This is a genomic window from Devosia sp. UYZn731 (assembly GCF_040546795.1).
Taxonomy (GTDB): domain Bacteria; phylum Pseudomonadota; class Alphaproteobacteria; order Rhizobiales; family Devosiaceae; genus Devosia.
The window spans coordinates 573,919-590,879 of the sequence record NZ_JBEPOL010000002.1; the positions used below are offsets into that span (position 1 = coordinate 573,919).

A 16,961-nucleotide genomic window follows, 5' to 3' on the forward strand; every position below is an offset into this window, starting at 1 on the left:
CATTTGTAAACGAACGTTCATTTATATATCCTGACCACCTTATCAAAGGAGAATCCCGATGGCTAGAATCCTCGGATATATTGCCGCCAGCCTTGATGGTTTTATCGCTACGTCCGATGAGAATCTCGACTGGCTGATGCAGCAACCCGACCTTGACCTGGGCGAATATGACTACCGCCACTTCATCAAAACCATCCGCACCGTGGTCATGGGCCGCGCCACCTATGACTGGATCGAGCGCTTCCCCGGTCCTTGGGACTATGCCGACCAGCGCGTCATCGTCGTCACCTCGCGCCCCATCGATAATCCCAAAGGCCCCCTCGAAACCCGCTCCGATCTCGGCGCCCTGATCGAGGAACTGCGCACCCTTGATGACGGCAATGTCTGGATGCTCGGCGGCGGCAAGCTGCAGATGGAATTCATGGCGCGCGGCGCGCTCGACGAAATCGAAATCTACGTCATTTCCGAAATCATCGGGGGCGGCATTCCCCTGTTCCCCGCCACCGGCGCCCGCCTCAGCCCCAAGCTGATTTCCGCTCAAGCCATCGGCACCGCCTGCGCGCGCCTCCATTACCGTTTTGGCTAGACGACACGCCTCGGCCTGCACCGGCCACAGCGCATTCCACGGAATTGCAATGACCCTGGCAAACGAAAAAGGCCGCCCCGAAGGGCGGCCTTTTTCAGTCTGCTATGAACCTAGCGCTTCAGCGCGTCGCCGGCCTTATTTTTGACGTCGCCGACCTTGGACTGCACCTTGCCGACGGCCTTATCGGCTTTACCTTCAGCCTGCAGCTTGGTGTTGCCTGTCAGGCCGCCCACGGCGTCCTTTACGGCGCCCTTTGCTTGCTTGCCGGCGCCGTCAACTTGATCTTTATTCATCTGGAATTCTCCTCGGGGTTTTCCTGCCGATACAACAAGCGACCCGCCGGGACGTTGCATTACAAATTTGTTACGCGTCCAAATTCACGATCAAGGCCGGTTGTGACCACGCGCAATCTGTCCTCGCCCGCCAAACCCTGCTAACAGGCGCCATGTCCGGTCCCATGCCCACCCTGCTCGACTATTTTCCGCCGCTCGAGCCCTATCTCAATCTCATCTATGGCGATGACGACCTGCTGGTCTTCGACAAGCCCAGCGGCCTGCTCAGCGTGCCTGGCAAGGACCCATCGCTTTGGGACAGTATTCGCCACCGCGCCCGCCAGAAGTGGGCCACGGCCGAAATGGTGCATCGCCTCGACAAGGACACCTCCGGCATCATCCTGATGGCGCTGAACAAGCGCGCCCATGGCAAGCTCGGCGCCCAGTTCGAAAACCGCCTGACGCAAAAGAGCTACGTCGCCCGCGTCTGGGGCAATGTGGAGGCCGACGAGGGCCTGGTCGACCTGCCCCTTGCCAGCGATTGGGATAACAAGCCGCGCCAGAAGGTCGATCCCGAAACCGGCCGCGCCTCCCAGACGCGATGGACCGTCATGGAGCGCGAGGGCAATGCCACCCGCCTGCGCCTCATCCCGCTCACCGGCCGCACCCATCAGCTCAGGGTTCACATGAAGGCCATCGGCCATGTGATTCTAGGCGATGCATTTTACGCCGATCCCGAGGCCTTCGCGGCCGCCGATCGCCTCCAGCTCCACGCCGCCGAACTCAGCTTCACCCACCCCACCACGGGCGAACTCCGCCACTTCACGGCGCCGGTGCCGTTTTAGCCTTCGCCCAAATACCCCACCTCGATCCGATGAAAAAACTCCCCCGCCTTCATCGTATCGAGCCACCTGCGAAACCCCGCCACATCGGCGAATCCTGCCCGCCTCGCATCGGCATCGCTGACATCATCGGGCGACATTTCGTCCATCGCCTTGATCGCCAATAGCCCCACCTTGGTCTTGAGCGTCCCGCCCGGCCGGACGCTCGGCCGGCTCCAGCGCCGGAAGACCAAGTCGACCTTCCCCGCCTTGATCTCTTCCAAAAGTTCGCGTTTCAGCAGCATTGGCCTGGTCCCGGATCAATTTCCTCGCACCATGCGGCCCCCCGAAACGCCGCACAACTGCCGATCCGGTTTTCCACCGCCAGGGCACTGTTCAACTTGCCTTTGTCTGCGCCCATGCCATGCCTATAGTGCCCGCCGAAACGGCCAGCTTCATACCGCCAGGATGCCTGCCATGAGTTTGTTTGCCGCCCTAAGAATGCCGCGCGAAGTCCTGTTCGGCGTCGGCCAGCATGGCCCCTTGCTGCGGGCCGCCTTTGCCGGCAACCTCCCGGCCGCCCGCTAGAACACAAGGATCACCCCATGACCGCCGCCACGAAATTTGATCCAGCCAGCATCGACTGCGCGCCCTATGCCAAGGGCCTGTTCATCGGCGGCAAGTGGCTTCCTGGCAGCGGCATTCCGGTGGTCAATCCATCCGACGAATCCATCCTCGCCGAGGTCCCCGACGCCTCCGTGGCCGACGCCATGGCCGCCGTTGATGCCGCCGATGCCGCCGCCAAGGGCTGGCGCAAAACCCCGCCCCGCCAGCGTGGCGAAATCCTCCGCCGCTGCTTCGAATTGATGACCGCCCGCGCCGAGGAACTCGCCACCCTGATCTCGCTCGAAAACGGCAAGGCCCTGTCCGATGCCCGCGGCGAAGTCGCATACGCCGCTGAATTCTTCCGCTGGTATTCCGAGGAAGCGGTGCGCATCGCCGGCGAATTCCGCATGGCCCCCGCCGGCACCAACCGCATTCTGGTCGATTACCAGCCCATCGGCATCGCCGTCCTCATAACCCCGTGGAATTTCCCGGCCGCCATGGCCACCCGCAAGATCGCCCCCGCGCTTGCCGCCGGCTGCACCGTGATCCTGAAGCCCGCCAGCGAAACCCCGCTTACCGCCTACGCGCTGGCCGATATTTATGCCGAAGCTGGCGTACCTCCCGGCGTCGTCAACGTCATCACCACCACCCAGCCCGGCCCAGTCACCAATGCCATGCTGGCCGATCCGCGCGTGCGAAAACTCTCTTTCACTGGCTCGACCCCGGTCGGCCGCGCCCTCCTCGCCGAGGCGGCCAAAACAGTGGTCAATTGCTCCATGGAGCTCGGCGGCAACGCCCCCTTCGTGGTCTTCGACGATGCCGATCTTGAGGCCGCGCTCGATGGCGCCATGGTCGCCAAGATGCGCAATGCCGGCGAAGCCTGCACCGCCGCCAACCGCTTCATCGTCCAGTCCGGCATTCACGATGCCTTCGTCGCCGGGCTGACCAAGCGCATGGCCGCGCTCAAGATGGGCCCCGGCACCGATGCTGCAACCGGCGTCGGCCCGATGATCACCAAGAAGGCCGTCGACAAGATCGAGCACCTCGTCGCCGATGCCGTCACCCGCGGCGCCAGGATCGAGCTCGGTGGCAGCCGCCCCACCGACAAGGGCTTCTACTATCCGCCGACGGTGATGACCGGCGTCTCCACCGCATCCGAAATGATGCACGAGGAAATCTTTGGCCCCGTGGCGCCGGTCTACCGCTTCGAGACCGACGAAGAGGCCATCGCCATGGCCAACGACACCGAATATGGCCTTGCCGCCTACGTCTTTACCCAGGACCTCAAACGCGGGCTGAGCGTTTCCGGCGAGATCGAGGCCGGCATGGTCGCCCTCAATCGCGGCCTGGTGTCCGATCCGGCCGCCCCCTTCGGCGGCGTCAAGCAGAGCGGCCTGGGCCGCGAAGGCGGCGTGCACGGCATTCTCGAATATATGGAAGCCAAATATATCGCGACGGCGTTCTGACTAACTCAAAACTGCCGTCGCCAGCATTTCCACCCGCAGCCCGCTGGCCAGCAGTTCCTTGACCACAACCGTCGCCCGCACCGGGTACGGCTGTTTGAAGAACTCGGCATAAACCGCGTTCATTCCCTTCGCATCCGCCTTGTCGATCAGGAATACCTGCACCTGCACGATATTGGCCAGCGTCCCGCCGGCTGCGCGAATGGCGATCTCGAGATTCTGGATCGTCCGCCGCGTCTGCACCACGATATCGCCGTGGACGATATCGCCGCTCACCGGGTCTTCGGCGATCGCCACCAGCCAAACCTGCTGTCCGGCGCGAATGGCGTCATTCACCGGCGACGACGATGGCGCAATGCCCGTTTCAATCCGCTCGATCATACTGTGCTCCTCAGACATACCCCAGCGCCGAGAACTGCTGCTGGAACCAGAAATACCCAGCCGCCCCCAACGCCATCCCCAGGATAAACAGCACCCAACCGACCACCGTAAGATTGCTGTGCTGCGCATTGCGATACTGCAACCGCTCGCCGGCTACGAGGAACCCGACACCGAAAATGATGCAGAGCGGCACCAGGATGAAAGCCTTGAGCTGATAGCTCACCTCCTGCGCCCCGCTTTGCGCCTCCTGCAGCGGCAGCCAAAGGAAAAACCATGCCACCGCAACCCCGATGGCGATGCTCGCCAGTCCGCCCAGCCTCAACTTGAGATCCTGCAACATCATAATTTCCCCAATAATCCCATGGCCTCACTGCCATGCCCGGCTTTATCGCGTCAATTCTGAACCGTGTCCGAACGCGCTTGAACGCGCCGACAATAGCAGCCTCCGATTGCCAGATTTTCCCCAGTGTGACAAACAACCCCGTCGACTGACCGGCTTGCGGGCGTGGTGGAATGGTAGACACACAGGACTTAAAATCCTGAGGGGGTATCCCCGTGCGGGTTCGAGTCCCGCCGCCCGCACCAAAGGCCTAATCGCCTGCGCCAAGTTCGATGGGAAATGCTGACGGTTCCCAGAGATGCTCGAGCTTCCAGCCTTTCACCGTCAGTCTCTCCCACTCGCGCAACAGCGCACCAATCGCGGCTCTATCGCCGCTCTTGAGAACCGTTAGCAGAGGCCTCAGTTTCTCAATGGTGCCCAAATCGTGAACCGCGTACTCCACGTCAAGCTTGGCAATCGCGCTGTTTGTACGCTTTGAAAACTCGAGCTCTGCTCGGGCCAACCGTGCAAGTCGCGATCGCTCAATGCCCTCAACGGCAAGCGCAAGAACATCGTGTGCTTCGCCAATACGCCCAAGAGCAGCCAGAACGGTGGCATAGTGTGGGGGTCGACTGCTCAGGGACCGATAAAGTTTTCCGAACCCATTCAGCGTCACCGGATCTGTTCGAGCGAGAAAATCCTCGAGGGTTAAGACACGGGAGAAATCGAGATTTAAAGCCGCCTCAGTCTTCGAAACGACATCTTCGACAAACCCCTGTTCGTGGGTCCTCTTGACGGGAAACCAACCGCTATTCTCGAACCAAAGCCCGGACTGCTCGTCATGGAAGCTGCATAACTTATTCACATACCATACGGGACGACAAAGATTTTTGTCCCAAGATGCGTCAAAGTAGATGCCGCGCACAATATGCTTCACCGGCCCAATAACTAGATTTCGCCCCACCAGGACAAGATCATCTCGCCGCTGCAACAGAGGCAGCATCCATTTCTTGACTTCTGACGCAGTCGTCATCGGTTTGGGCGCACTTCCAGAACGTAAAACAAGACACCGCCAAATTTTTTTGCAACGACTTGCGCAATCTGTTTGATACGGGCCGTTGTCAAGCCTGCATTCCCAGTCTTTACGTCATAAACGCATATCGCTCCCATATCCTCCCGCCTGTCTTCTAGAACGTCAAGGCGCGTCGACCCCAACTTTCCATAGTGGGCGTCACCATTGGCCCCATCTAATGACAGCTCGGCAAAGATGTCATTATTGCTTTCGGGAAAACTGTTCTGGAGAGCGGTGATGATGTCTTTGACTCTCTTGTGAACCGCAGTTCCCCAGCGAGTGGCATCCATTGTCGATCTTTGCGGCGTCAATTCCACCGCAGCCTGATCCGTCCAAGTCTGCACGTCTAGGAGACGCTTGCAGGACAGCCTCAGTTGTTCGGCCGTCAGGGTGGTAACCAGCACCGGTGCCGCATCGGTCTCCTTGCCGTTAGTCCAGGCCTTGAAGGCAACGACAGGAACATCAGCGCTACCGAGATTGGCACCGACCGCATTTAACATGTTATACAGCGCAACCAGCGCGGCGCCGACACTCGCTCCAGGGCCGACCGGGCCAGTCCCACCTCCTGGGCCCGGCTCGTTGTATGGGAAGACGTCGCCAAACGGGTCAGTCGGATTGCGCAACAGGAACGCCAATTCGCGTCTGGCCCTGAGCACAGAAGGCCCCTTGGCAGTCCACGCGCTCTCCAGCAGCGGCGCTACCTCGTCGCCGACATAGGTTGTCTGCACGCCACCAGTCGTTGCAAACCGAACCTTGCCGCCCGTTGGCAGCGTTATCGCGTGTCGAACGGAACTGCCGGAAAACGACGATCGGAACTTGGTACCATCACTACCGATAATGCTGCTTTCCGCGACACTCCCGTCCGGCCGCGCCAGCGTTTCGATGCTGGCCCAATGCTCTCTGCCGGAGTTGTCGACCCGCTGCTCATGGACAAGCTGCAGCAGCGTATTGGCAATACGGGGATCGCCGTAGTACGGCTCGGGCCAGCACCGGCAGTTCGGCGCAGTACCGGGGTGACCACCGGCGGGTGGGCTCGCCCAGGAAAATACCTGCCCGGCATGCGCCGCATGGGACGACCGCACCCGCTCGTCGCCTGCCGAACGCCAAGTGTAATATGTGGTGGGTTTCAGGCGGGTGAACTCGGCCAGCGAGACGTCCGCTCCAGAGCCTAGCGCCTTCTCTGCGTCTACAGCAAAAGCCGCCGCCTGCTTGTGCAACTCCGGCACATGCCCGTAACGCATATAGCTTTCAAACGCGCGGCGTTGCGCCAGCGCCAGCAGCTTGACCCGCTTCTCCTCAAGCGCCCGCGGTAGTCGCACCATGATCGTCTCCAGATTGCCCTGGAGACAATTTCTCATGGTGCTGAATGCGCAGGATAAGCAGGATAAGCCTGATCAGGTGACCCTAAAATCCATCTTCAGGCCATCGGAGGACCGGTCGATTTTCAGCTCAGGCCGAGCCGAAAATGCCGGTTCTCGAGAACCGGACCGGAGCGTACGTTTAGGTACGTGAGGACCGGAAGCGCAGAGAACCTGCATTTGCAGGCCGGCATCAGCCGAAAGGCGATCGGTCCTAGTCCGTGCCGCCGCCGATGGGCGCGGCATACGCCACATCCAGATCCCACGGGAAGAAAATCCAGGTGTCTTGGCTGACTTCGGTGATGAACGTATCCACCAGTTCGCGCCCCATCGGCTTGGCGTAGACCGTGGCAAAGTGGGCGCCCGGCAGCATTTCGCGCACGGCGCGGGCCGTCGAGCCGGTATCGACGAGATCGTCCACGATCAAAATCTTGCCGCCCTTTTTGGCCAGGTCCAGGATTGGCTGGCTGATCGGCTTGAGCACCTGAATACCGCTTTGGCTCTGGTGGTCGTAGCTTTTGACCGCCACTGTTTCGACGGTGCGGATATTGAGTTCGCGCGCCACGATGGCTGCCGGCACCAGCCCGCCCCGGGCAATAGCCACCACCGCGTCGAACGAGCCCATGCCCGTCAGCCGCCATGCCAGGGCCCGGCTGTCGCGATGGAACTGGTCCCAGCTCACCGGAAACGACTTCTGGTTCGGATTGTTCACGCTCGTGTCTCCTGCAGTCGCCCCCACCGGCGAAGAACGGCTCATAGCAAACTCAACGCCCGCCGCCAAATGCTTAGTCTTCCGGGGGCACGATCCCGGCCTTTTCATGCGCCGCCGCCACCATGGCCCGCACTTTCTCGGCCGCTTCCTCCAGCCGCACCGCATCGGACGAGCGCAGCACCAGCTCGGTCATCAACCGCCCTTTGCCCATCTGCGGATAGCTGCCCATCTTCACGTCCGGATACTGGTTCTGCAATTCGCCCAGCGGCCCGCCCACCGTGCCCTCGCCCACCGCCGCCTTGACGGTGATCGACAGCACCTTTTTGCCACCCTTTAGCGTCGGCACCAACGCCTCCAGCATGGCGCGCATGATGACCGGCACCCCCGCCATCACATGCACATTGCCAATCCGAAAACCCGGCGCCGCGCTCACCGAATTGACGATCAGGTCCGCCCCCTCGGGAATCCGCGCCATGCGCAACCGCGCCTCGTTGACCTCGGTGCCGGTCTCTTTCCAGCGCGCTTCCAGCATGGCGCGCGCCTGCGCATTGATCGGCAGCGCCACGCCGAACGCCTTGGCGATGGCGTCAGCGGTGATGTCGTCATGCGTCGGCCCGATGCCGCCGGTGGTGAACACATAGGTATAGCGCTCGCGCAACGCGTTGACCGCGGCGACGATGTCGTCGGTCTCGTCCGAGACGACCCGCACTTCCCTTAACTCGATCCCGAGATCGGTGCAGAAATCGGCGGTCGCGCCAATGTTTACGTCCTTGGTGCGCCCCGACAGGATTTCATCGCCGATAACGAGCAGGCCCGCGGTAACCGATGGGGAAGTGGTCATGATGCAACCGTTTGGAGGAGGTGCCCATGGATGCCCCTGCCTGCCCGCGCCGTCAAGCAAGGCACGCCGATTTAAGGCCTGCATTCAAGGACATGTGCCCGCCCTGGCTCTTTCAATCGCCGCGCGCAGCGATTACCTTCGGCTTTGCCGCTCCGGAGTCTGCCATGATTACCTATGTCGATGCCCCATCCAAAGCCCGCCGCACCGCCGGCGTTATCCCGCTGCACGGCGAGGAAGGTTTTGCCGGCATGCGCAAGGCCGGCGCGCTGACCGCATTGGCACTCGACGTGCTCACCCCCTTCGTTGAGCCCGGCGTGCCCACCGCCACCATCGACAAGATCGCTTATGAATTCGCCCGCGATCACGGCGCCGTTCCGGCGACGGTATTCTACAAGGGCTACCGCCACTCGCTCTGCACCTCGATCAACCACGTCGTCTGCCACGGCATTCCCGACGACCGCCCGCTGCGCGACGGCGACATCGTCAATATCGACCTCACTCTGGTGGTCGATGGCTGGCATGGGGACTCGAGCCGCATGTATCCGGTCGGCGAAATCACGCGCAAAGCCGAGCGGCTGATCGAAGTCACCTATGAGAGCCTCGCGGCCGGGCTCGCTGCGGCCGTCCCCGGCAATACCACCGGCGATATCGGCGCCGCCATCCAGAGCTACGCCGAGGGCGAACGCACCAGCGTGGTGCGCGATTTCGTCGGCCATGGCGTCGGCAAGCTGTTCCACGACGAGCCCAATATCATGCATTTCGGCACCCCCGGCACCGGCGTGCCGCTCCGCCCCGGCATGATTTTCACCATCGAGCCGATGATCAATCTGGGCCGGCCCCACGTCAAAATCCTCTCCGACGGCTGGACCGCGGTCACCCGCGACCGCACGCTCTCGGCCCAGTGCGAGCATTCCATCGGCATCACCGAAACCGGCCACGAGATTTTCACCCTCTCGCCGGGGGGGATTTTCAACCCCATGGCTCCGGCGAAAGCCGCCTGATGGCTCCCCCTTCGGAGACGCCGCCGGGCAGCCTGGGCGAAAGCCCTTTCATTCCCATGGAGGCTGACGCCAAGCCGGAAGCCGATAATGCCGGCCATCGCCAGCGGGTGCGCGAACGCTTCCTTAAGTTGGGCGGCGACGCCTTCGAGGATTACGAACTGCTGGAACTGGTGCTCCAACTGGTCGTGCCCCGGCGCGATACCAAAAAGCTCGCCAAAACCCTGCTCAAGGAGTTCGGCTCGTTCTCCGGCGTCTTCTCCGCCGCCCCCGAGCGCCTGGCCAAAATCGATGGCCTCGGCGACACCTCAGTGGCTCATATCAAGGTCATCCAGTCCGTCGCCGTCCGCTTCGGCCGCGACCGCATCAAACTGGAAAAGCCGTTGCTGGCGTCCTGGTCCGAACTGATCGACTACTGCCGCGCCCAGATGGCCTATGAGAGCATCGAGCAGTTCCGCATTCTCTTCCTCGACAAGAAAAACCGTCTCATCGCCGATGAAGTGCAGCAGACCGGCACCGTCGACCACACCCCGGTCTATCCCCGTGAAGTCATCAAGCGCGCGCTGGAACACTCCGCCACCGCCTTGATCCTGGTGCACAATCACCCCTCCGGCGACCCCGCCCCGTCCTCCGCCGATGTCCGCATGACCCGCGAAATCACCGACATCGCCAAGCCGCTGGGCATCACGCTGCATGACCACATCATCATCGGAAAGTCCGGGCATGCGTCGCTGCGCGGGCTGAAGCTGCTGTAGGACGTTCGGCCCAGCTTGCCCCTGCGCTTGGCTTGGCTTGGCTTGGCTTGGCTTGGCTTGGCTTGGCTTGGCTTGGCTTGGCTTGGCTTGGCTTGGCTGGCTTGGCTTGGCGCTTTAGCCTCGGCCCTTTATGCCTTAGCTTGATCCAACCCCACCCACCGCCCTTCCCGCGGGCTTGACCCGCGGGCCACCATCAGCACGGCACAAGCGGCCAATGGCCCGCGGGTCAAGCCCGCGGGAAGACCGCTGGTGTGGAGAGTTTTCTGGGCAAGTTGACGAACTTGCCGTGGCCAATTGAGGGAACTGGAGCGTTCGATATTCCTCTGAGGCCGAGAACCGGACCGGAGCGTACGTTCCGTATGTGAGGACCGGAAACGCAGAGAACCGGCATTTGCAGACCGCCCCCAGCTGAATATCGAATGCTCTAGCCAAAACTCTGCAGCACCGGAAAAGTCTCCTGAAACCAGTATGACATCCGGCTAAAATTGCCCGTCAAAAACAACAACCCCGCCACCACAAGCAGCGCGCCCATCACCCGCTCCACGGTCCGCAAATGCCGCTTGAACGTGTTGAAAAACGTCAAAAACGGCCCAATCGCGATACCGGCCAAAAAGAACGGCACGCCCAGCCCCAGCGAATAAACCCCCAGCATGGACGCGCCTTCCAGCGCGGTATTCTTGCTCGCCGCCACCGATAGCACCGCCGCCAGCACCGGTCCGATGCATGGCGTCCAGCCGATGGCGAAAGCCAGCCCCAGCAGGAACCCGCCCAGGGGTCCGCTCGCCACACCCGGCCCGTTGTGCCGGATCTGCCGGTCCAGCAGCGCGATGCGGAATACGCCGAGAAAGTGCAGCCCCATGGCGATGATCATCAGCCCGGCAATCGGCGTCAGGATCGGCAGCAACTGCCGGAATGCCTGACCAAAGGCCGTTGCCGTCGCGCCCAGCGTCACGAACACCACGCCGAACCCCAAAATGAAGAACAGCGAAGTGATCATAACCTTGCGCTGCAACGCGCCCGGGCTCGCGCCCTCGGTGCGCAACTGATCGAAGCTCGCCCCGCTCATATAGGTCAGGTATGGCGGCACCAGCGGCAGCACGCAGGGGCTGAGGAAACTCAACACCCCCGCGCCGAACACCGTAATCAGCGAAAACTCCAACGCGACGCTCCCCGCAATTGCCCGCCCTATGTATCCCCTGTCCCCCACAAAGCAATGTGCGCTCCCGTCGCATCGCCGGTTTGTGACCGGCTCGCCGGCTTTGATGCCTCTAAATAGGGAAGTACGATCCGAGCCCTCCCCGTTTGGGTAAGGGCTATCGGATATGACAAGTCAGCTGGTTGCCATGCCTCAGTCGATACCTCCCCCTTCCAGGGGGAGGATCAAGGTGGGGGTCCTCGCTGCCAAATCGGTCTTCCCGAACCCCCACCCAGCCCCCCTGGCAGGGGGAGGAGCCCCCGGTGATTGGAATGGGAGCGTGCCACATGCCATAGGCGGTAGCCCGCATTAAAACCCCTCAAACCTCTTCCAGCTCGATCAAAACCCCATCGAAATCCTTGGGATGCACGAACACCACCGGCCGCCCGTGCGCCCCGATCTTCGGCTCGCCCAGCACCCGCGCACCGCCAGCCACCATCCTTGCCGCAGCAGCCGCCAAATCCGGCACCTCAAAGCAGATATGATGCATGCCGCCGCCAGGATTCTTCGCCAAAAACCCCGCAATCGGCGAATCCTCCCCCAACGGCTCCAGCAATTCCACCTTGCTATTGCCGGTATCGATAAACACCACGGTCACCCCATGCTCCAGCAGTGCCTGCGGCTGACCAACCAGCGCACCCAGTAGATCGCGATATTTCGCCGCCGCCACCGCAAGATCAGGCACGGCAATGGCGATATGGTTGAGGCGGCCAATCACAGCGCCCCCTCATCGGCCCTTCGGGCACCTTCTCCCACGACGGGAGAAGGGAGATGGAGCCGGTAACTCTCAGTCGGCCCCTTCTCCCCTCGTGGGAGAAGGTGGCGCGCAGCGCCGGATGAAGGGGCCTGACTAGTCATCGATTGCTCAGCCTCCCCTCGATCTGGCTCAACACCGAGAACGCTGCCGACAACACATTCGTCCCCGGCCCGAAGATCGCCGCGACCCCCGCCCCGAGCAAAAACTCATAATCCTGTTCCGGGATCACTCCCCCCACAATCACCGTCACCTCATCCAATCCACGATCACGAAGCGCCCCGATCAGCTCCGGCACCAGCGTCTTGTGTCCCGCCGCCAGCGACGACACCCCCACCGCATCCACGCCCAGTTCATCGACATGCGCCGCCACTTCGGGCGCCGTCTCGAACAACTGCCCCAGATGCACCTCGAACCCCAGATCGGCAAAGGCCGACGCTATCACCTTGGCCCCCCGGTCATGCCCATCCTGCCCCATCTTGGCGATGAAGATCGACGGCGCCCGCCCCCGCGCCGCCTTGAAACTGGCGATATGCCCCGCAATGGACGCATATTCCGCATCCCCGGCATACCCATCGGCATAAACGCCCGAAATCACCCGCGTCACCGCCGAGTGCCGCCCGAATACATCCTCCAGCGCCGCGCTGATTTCCCCCAAAGTCGCCCGTGCCCGCGCCGCCTCTATCGCCGCCGCCAGCAAATTTCCCTCGTCCTTGGCCGCAAATTCCCGCAGCGCCGATAGCAGCGACTGGCATTTCGCCTCGTCCCGCCCCCGCCGTACCTCGGCCAAGCGCGCGATCTGCTCCTCGCGCACCTTGGCATTGTCGATCTGCCGCACCTCGATCCCATCTTCGACGTCAAGCCGATACCGATTGACCCCGACGATCACGTCTTCGCCCCGGTCCACCCGCGCCTGCCGCTGCGCCGCCGCTGTCTCGATCGCCAGCTTCGGCCCGCCCGCCTGCACCGCTTGAGTCATTCCTCCGGCCGCCTCGGCCTCCCCAATCAGCGCCTTGGCCCCCGCCACCAGCTCCGCCGTCAGCGCCTCGATATAATACGAGCCCCCCAGCGGATCGACCACGTCGGTCACCCGGCTTTCATGCTGCAAAATCAACTGTGTATTGCGCGCGATTCGACTGGAAAATTCAGTCGGCAGCGCAATCGCCTCGTCGAACGAATTGGTATGCAGGCTCTGCGTGCCCCCCAGCACCGCCGCCAGCGCCTCGATGGTGGTGCGCACGATATTGTTGTGCGGGTCCTGCTCGGTCAGCGAGACGCCAGAGGTCTGGCAATGCGTCCGCAGCATCTTGCTGCGCGCGTCCTGCGCCCCCAGCCCCGTCATGATCTCGCTCCACAACTGCCGTGCCGCCCGCAGCTTGGCGACCTCAAGGAAAAAGTTCATCCCGATGCCGAAAAAGAAGCTCAGCCGCCCGGCAAACGCATCAATATCCAGCCCCCGCGCCTGCGCCGAGCGCACATATTCCATGCCATCGGCCAGCGTATAAGCCAGCTCCTGCACCGCCGTCGCGCCAGCCTCGTGCATGTGATAGCCCGAAATCGAGATCGAATTGAACTTGGGCATATGCTCGGCCGTGTGGGCAATAATGTCCCCCACGATCCGCATCGAAGGCTCCGGTGGATAGATGTACGTATTGCGGACCATGAACTCCTTGAGGATGTCGTTCTGGATCGTGCCGTCGAGCTGGGCCTGGCTCACCCCCTGCTCCTCCGCCGCCACGATGAACATCGCCAGCACCGGAATCACCGCGCCGTTCATGGTCATGCTGACGCTCATCTGATCGAGCGGAATCCCCTCGAACAGGATTTTCATATCCTCGACACTGTCGATCGCCACGCCAGCCTTGCCGACATCGCCGACCACCCGCGGATGATCTGAATCATACCCTCGATGCGTCGCCAGATCGAACGCCACCGACAGCCCCTTCTGCCCCTTCTCCAGCGCCTGCCGATAAAACGCATTGCTCTCCCGCGCCGTGGAAAACCCGGCATATTGCCGGATCGTCCACGGCCGGTTCGCATACATTGTCGCGCGGACACCACGGGTAAACGGCTCCGCCCCGGGGACTTCTGGATCGTCGCCGAGATAGACGGGCCGGACCGGTATGCCGCCATAGTCTCGATCCAGCGACGCGATGGGCGTATCGCGGAGTTCCTTTTGCGCGAGGGCGGCCCAGTGGGCGAAATTGGGCTTGTCGCTCATCACACCGCCTCGAACTCGATCATCACCTGATCGACCGCCAGCACCGCGCCGGCGACCACGTGAACCTTGCTCACCCGCGCCCGCTTTTCGGCCTTGAGCACGTTCTCCATCTTCATCGCCTCGACAATGGCCAGCACCTGCCCATCCTCGACAATGTCCCCCTCCACCACATCCACCCGCACCACCTGCCCCGGCATTGGGCACAGCAGGAACCGGCTCATATCCGGCGGCACCTTGACCGGCATCAGCGGCAGCAGCGCCGCGATATGCTGGCGCACCACCATCACCTTCAAATCCGCCCCGCTATAGCGAATGCGGAACCCTGACGTCATCGCGTTGACCTTGAGCACGCTGGCCGCGCCGCCCTCCCATTCGATCCGCGCAATCGTCCGCCCCGGCGCCCAGTCGAACCGCGCCACCGCCGCGGTCTGGTTGAACAGGTTCAGCTCCCACGTGCCCTCCGGATCGAGCCGATGCAGCTTGAGCGCAATCTGTTCGCCCCCGATCACCACCACCCACTCACCATAAACCTCGGTGGAATGCCCCAGCGGCGCGCGCGAAACCTGACCCTTCCGCTCCTCCACCACCAATTGCATCATCGCCGCCGCCGCCGCGACTTCGAACACCCGTCCGCGCGGCAGAGCCGCGCCGGTAAATCCCTCGGGAAATTCCTCGGCAATATACCCCGTCGTCAGCCGCCCCTCGCGGAACCGCTCCTGGTCCATCACCGTCGATAGGAACGGCAGGTTGTTCCCCACCCCCTCGACCTCAAAGGCGTCCAGCGCCGTCGCCATCGCGTCGATGGCCTCGAGCCGCGTTGGCGCCCAGGTGCACAGCTTGGCGATCATCGGATCGTAGAACGTCGAAATCTCCCCGCCCTCGAACACCCCGGTATCGTTACGCACCGCCACTGCGTCGCTGGCAAATTCCTCCGGCGGCCGATACCGCGTCAGCCGCCCGGTCGACGGCAAAAAATTCCGATACGGGTCCTCGGCATACAGCCGGCTTTCCATCGCCCAGCCATTGAGCTGCACCTGCTCCTGCGTCAGCGGCAGAACCTCGCCATTGGCCACGCGCAGCATCAGCTCGACCAAGTCCAGCCCGGTGATCAGCTCCGTCACCGGATGCTCCACCTGCAGCCGCGTATTCATTTCGAGGAAGTAGAAATTGCGCTCGCCATCGACGATGAATTCCACCGTCCCGGCGCTGGTGTACCCCACCGCCTTGGCCAGTGCGACCGCCTGCTCCCCCATCGCCTTGCGCGTCGCCGCATCGAGAAACGGGCTCGGCGCCTCCTCGATCACCTTCTGGTTGCGCCGCTGGATCGAGCATTCGCGCTCGTTGAGATACAGCACATTGCCATGCTGATCCCCGATCAGCTGGATTTCGATATGCCTTGGCTGCGTCACGAATTTCTCGATGAAAATCCGGTCATCCCCGAACGAACTCGCCGCCTCCGACTTGCTGCGCTCGAACCCCTCGCGCGCCTCCGCATCATCCCAGGCGATCCGCATCCCCTTGCCGCCGCCGCCCGCCGAGGCCTTGATCATCACCGGATAGCCGACCTGCCGTGCGATGATCACCGCCTCGTCCGCGTCGGCGATCAGCCCCATATGCCCCGGCACGGTCGATACCCCCGCCTCGGCCGCCAGCTTCTTGGAGGTGATCTTGTCGCCCATCGCCTCGATCGCCTTCACCGGCGGCCCGACAAAAATGATCCCCGCCGCCTCCAGCGCCTCGGCGAATTTCGGGTTCTCGCTCAAAAACCCATACCCCGGATGCACCGCCTCCGCGCCCGTTTCCCGGCACGCCGCAATGATCTTGTCGATCGACAGGTACGACTCCTTGGCCGGCGACGCCCCGATATGAACCGCCTCATCGGCCATGCGCACATGCAGCGCCTCGCGGTCCGCATCGGAATAGACCGCGACGGTGGCAATACCCATGCGCTTGGCCGTCTTGATCACCCGACAGGCAATTTCGCCGCGGTTGGCAATGAGCAGTTTTGAAAACATCACGCGACCTGCTTTGCAGAAAGACGCCGCACATTGCCCAGCACATAGGCCAGGATGGCGACATGGATCAGAATGGCAATCGCAATTGCCACGATTTGCTGCGTCAACGTTACCGCGCCAGTCCCATTGACCGCCCAACTGCCCAACACGCCGAGCGGCAGAAACAGCACGATTGACGTCACTAGCCCCGGATTATAGCCGCGCGTCACCACCGCCTGCACGATATGCACGACGCCATTCGCGAGCATGAGATAGAGCGCCATCAGCCCCCAGCCGATTCCGGCAGTGGCCGCCAGCCCGAACGCCAGTGCATTGAGCCCCCAGGCCAGAGGAACATTGATCACGAACACGGCAGAGACTGGCAACACATCCCGCCCCCTGCCGATCATCTCATTGATCTTGGCCCGAAACCGATCCGCGTCATGCTCCTCATACTGATGCAGCATGTAGATCGGCACGGTCAGAAACACCGCTGTCAGCGCCCACGGCCAGCCCGACGAAATAATCGGCACCAGCGCCAGCAGCATCAAACCAGCCAGAAAGCCGCCATAAACCCAATTGTCGATCAGACGCTGAAACATGGCCGGGTCCA

At 62.4% G+C, this 16,961-nt stretch carries 18 protein-coding genes and 1 tRNA gene; 6 read left to right on the forward strand and 13 right to left on the reverse strand.

The window, feature by feature from the left end:
• Positions 1–58: 58 nt before the first annotated feature.
• Positions 59–586 carry a dihydrofolate reductase family protein gene (locus tag ABIB57_RS07275; protein ID WP_354039550.1) on the forward strand — a complete coding sequence of 176 codons (528 nt, stop codon included), beginning with the start codon at positions 59–61 and terminating at the stop codon, positions 584–586.
• Positions 587–696: 110 nt separating this feature from the next.
• Here the strand turns inward: ABIB57_RS07275 and ABIB57_RS07280 are convergent, their stop codons facing one another.
• On the reverse strand, positions 697–879 hold the full coding sequence (locus tag ABIB57_RS07280; RefSeq protein ID WP_354039551.1) for a CsbD family protein: 183 nt from the start codon (positions 877–879) through the stop codon (positions 697–699).
• A gap of 152 nt (positions 880–1,031) precedes the next feature.
• Between ABIB57_RS07280 and ABIB57_RS07285 the strand changes: the two genes are divergently transcribed.
• Positions 1,032–1,703, forward strand: coding sequence for an RluA family pseudouridine synthase (locus tag ABIB57_RS07285; protein ID WP_354039552.1), 672 nt, complete (start codon positions 1,032–1,034; stop codon positions 1,701–1,703).
• Here ABIB57_RS07285 and ABIB57_RS07290 read toward each other — a convergent pair.
• Positions 1,700–1,984 (reverse strand): ASCH domain-containing protein, encoded by a 285-nt coding sequence (locus ABIB57_RS07290; RefSeq protein WP_354039554.1) that lies wholly within the window; start codon positions 1,982–1,984, stop codon positions 1,700–1,702. The two genes, ABIB57_RS07285 and ABIB57_RS07290, sit on opposite strands and share 4 nt — an antisense overlap.
• A 300-nt stretch (positions 1,985–2,284) precedes the next feature.
• On the opposite strand from ABIB57_RS07290, the gene ABIB57_RS07295 reads away from it, so the two are divergent.
• Positions 2,285–3,751: an NAD-dependent succinate-semialdehyde dehydrogenase gene (locus ABIB57_RS07295; protein ID WP_354039555.1), complete on the forward strand. Its 1,467-nt coding sequence runs from the start codon at positions 2,285–2,287 to the stop codon at positions 3,749–3,751.
• On the opposite strand, the gene ABIB57_RS07300 is transcribed toward ABIB57_RS07295, so the two are convergent.
• Positions 3,752–4,129: a RidA family protein gene (locus ABIB57_RS07300; RefSeq protein ID WP_354039557.1), complete on the reverse strand. Its 378-nt coding sequence runs from the start codon at positions 4,127–4,129 to the stop codon at positions 3,752–3,754. It abuts the gene before it with no gap.
• A gap of 10 nt (positions 4,130–4,139) precedes the next feature.
• The gene (locus ABIB57_RS07305; protein ID WP_354039559.1) at positions 4,140–4,469 is read right to left on the reverse strand and encodes a hypothetical protein; all 330 of its coding nucleotides are present in this window, start codon (positions 4,467–4,469) and stop codon (positions 4,140–4,142) included.
• Positions 4,470–4,628: 159 nt separating this feature from the next.
• On the opposite strand from ABIB57_RS07305, the gene ABIB57_RS07310 reads away from it, so the two are divergent.
• Positions 4,629–4,714 (forward strand) — tRNA-Leu (locus ABIB57_RS07310).
• A gap of 5 nt (positions 4,715–4,719) precedes the next feature.
• Here the strand turns inward: ABIB57_RS07310 and ABIB57_RS07315 are convergent.
• The 4 genes from ABIB57_RS07315 to ABIB57_RS07330 form a co-directional block, all read right to left on the reverse strand.
• Positions 4,720–5,481: a hypothetical protein gene (locus ABIB57_RS07315; RefSeq protein ID WP_354039560.1), complete on the reverse strand. Its 762-nt coding sequence runs from the start codon at positions 5,479–5,481 to the stop codon at positions 4,720–4,722.
• Positions 5,478–6,842: a phage minor head protein gene (locus ABIB57_RS07320; protein WP_354039562.1), complete on the reverse strand. Its 1,365-nt coding sequence runs from the start codon at positions 6,840–6,842 to the stop codon at positions 5,478–5,480. The genes ABIB57_RS07315 and ABIB57_RS07320 overlap by 4 nt, the downstream gene beginning before the upstream one ends.
• Positions 6,843–7,092: 250 nt before the next feature.
• Positions 7,093–7,635, reverse strand: a complete 543-nt coding sequence (gene gpt / locus ABIB57_RS07325; RefSeq protein ID WP_502914354.1) for a xanthine phosphoribosyltransferase — start codon at positions 7,633–7,635, stop codon at positions 7,093–7,095.
• A gap of 28 nt (positions 7,636–7,663) precedes the next feature.
• Entirely contained in the window at positions 7,664–8,431 is a 768-nt protein-coding gene (locus tag ABIB57_RS07330) for a competence/damage-inducible protein A (protein ID WP_354039564.1), read from the reverse strand.
• Positions 8,432–8,595: 164 nt separating this feature from the next.
• On the opposite strand from ABIB57_RS07330, the gene map reads away from it, so the two are divergent.
• Positions 8,596–9,432: a type I methionyl aminopeptidase gene (map, locus tag ABIB57_RS07335; RefSeq protein WP_354039565.1), complete on the forward strand. Its 837-nt coding sequence runs from the start codon at positions 8,596–8,598 to the stop codon at positions 9,430–9,432.
• On the forward strand, positions 9,432–10,184 hold the full coding sequence (gene radC / locus ABIB57_RS07340) for a RadC family protein (RefSeq protein WP_502914355.1): 753 nt from the start codon (positions 9,432–9,434) through the stop codon (positions 10,182–10,184). Before map ends, radC begins: the two co-directional genes overlap by 1 nt.
• A 424-nt stretch (positions 10,185–10,608) precedes the next feature.
• On the opposite strand, the gene ABIB57_RS07345 is transcribed toward radC, so the two are convergent.
• From ABIB57_RS07345 to ABIB57_RS07365, 5 genes are all read right to left on the reverse strand, one after another.
• Positions 10,609–11,343, reverse strand: coding sequence for a cytochrome c biogenesis CcdA family protein (locus tag ABIB57_RS07345; RefSeq protein WP_354039567.1), 735 nt, complete (start codon positions 11,341–11,343; stop codon positions 10,609–10,611).
• Positions 11,344–11,698: 355 nt separating this feature from the next.
• Positions 11,699–12,097, reverse strand: a complete 399-nt coding sequence (mce, locus tag ABIB57_RS07350) for a methylmalonyl-CoA epimerase (RefSeq protein ID WP_354039568.1) — start codon at positions 12,095–12,097, stop codon at positions 11,699–11,701.
• Positions 12,098–12,233: 136 nt separating this feature from the next.
• Positions 12,234–14,354, reverse strand: coding sequence for a methylmalonyl-CoA mutase (gene scpA / locus ABIB57_RS07355; protein ID WP_354039569.1), 2,121 nt, complete (start codon positions 14,352–14,354; stop codon positions 12,234–12,236).
• Complete coding sequence (locus tag ABIB57_RS07360) at positions 14,354–16,369, reverse strand: acetyl-CoA carboxylase biotin carboxylase subunit (protein ID WP_354039711.1); 2,016 nt, start codon at positions 16,367–16,369, stop codon at positions 14,354–14,356. The genes scpA and ABIB57_RS07360 overlap by 1 nt, the downstream gene beginning before the upstream one ends.
• Entirely contained in the window at positions 16,369–16,950 is a 582-nt protein-coding gene (locus tag ABIB57_RS07365) for an HXXEE domain-containing protein (protein WP_354039570.1), read from the reverse strand. The genes ABIB57_RS07360 and ABIB57_RS07365 overlap by 1 nt, the downstream gene beginning before the upstream one ends.
• Positions 16,951–16,961 lie beyond the last annotated feature (11 nt).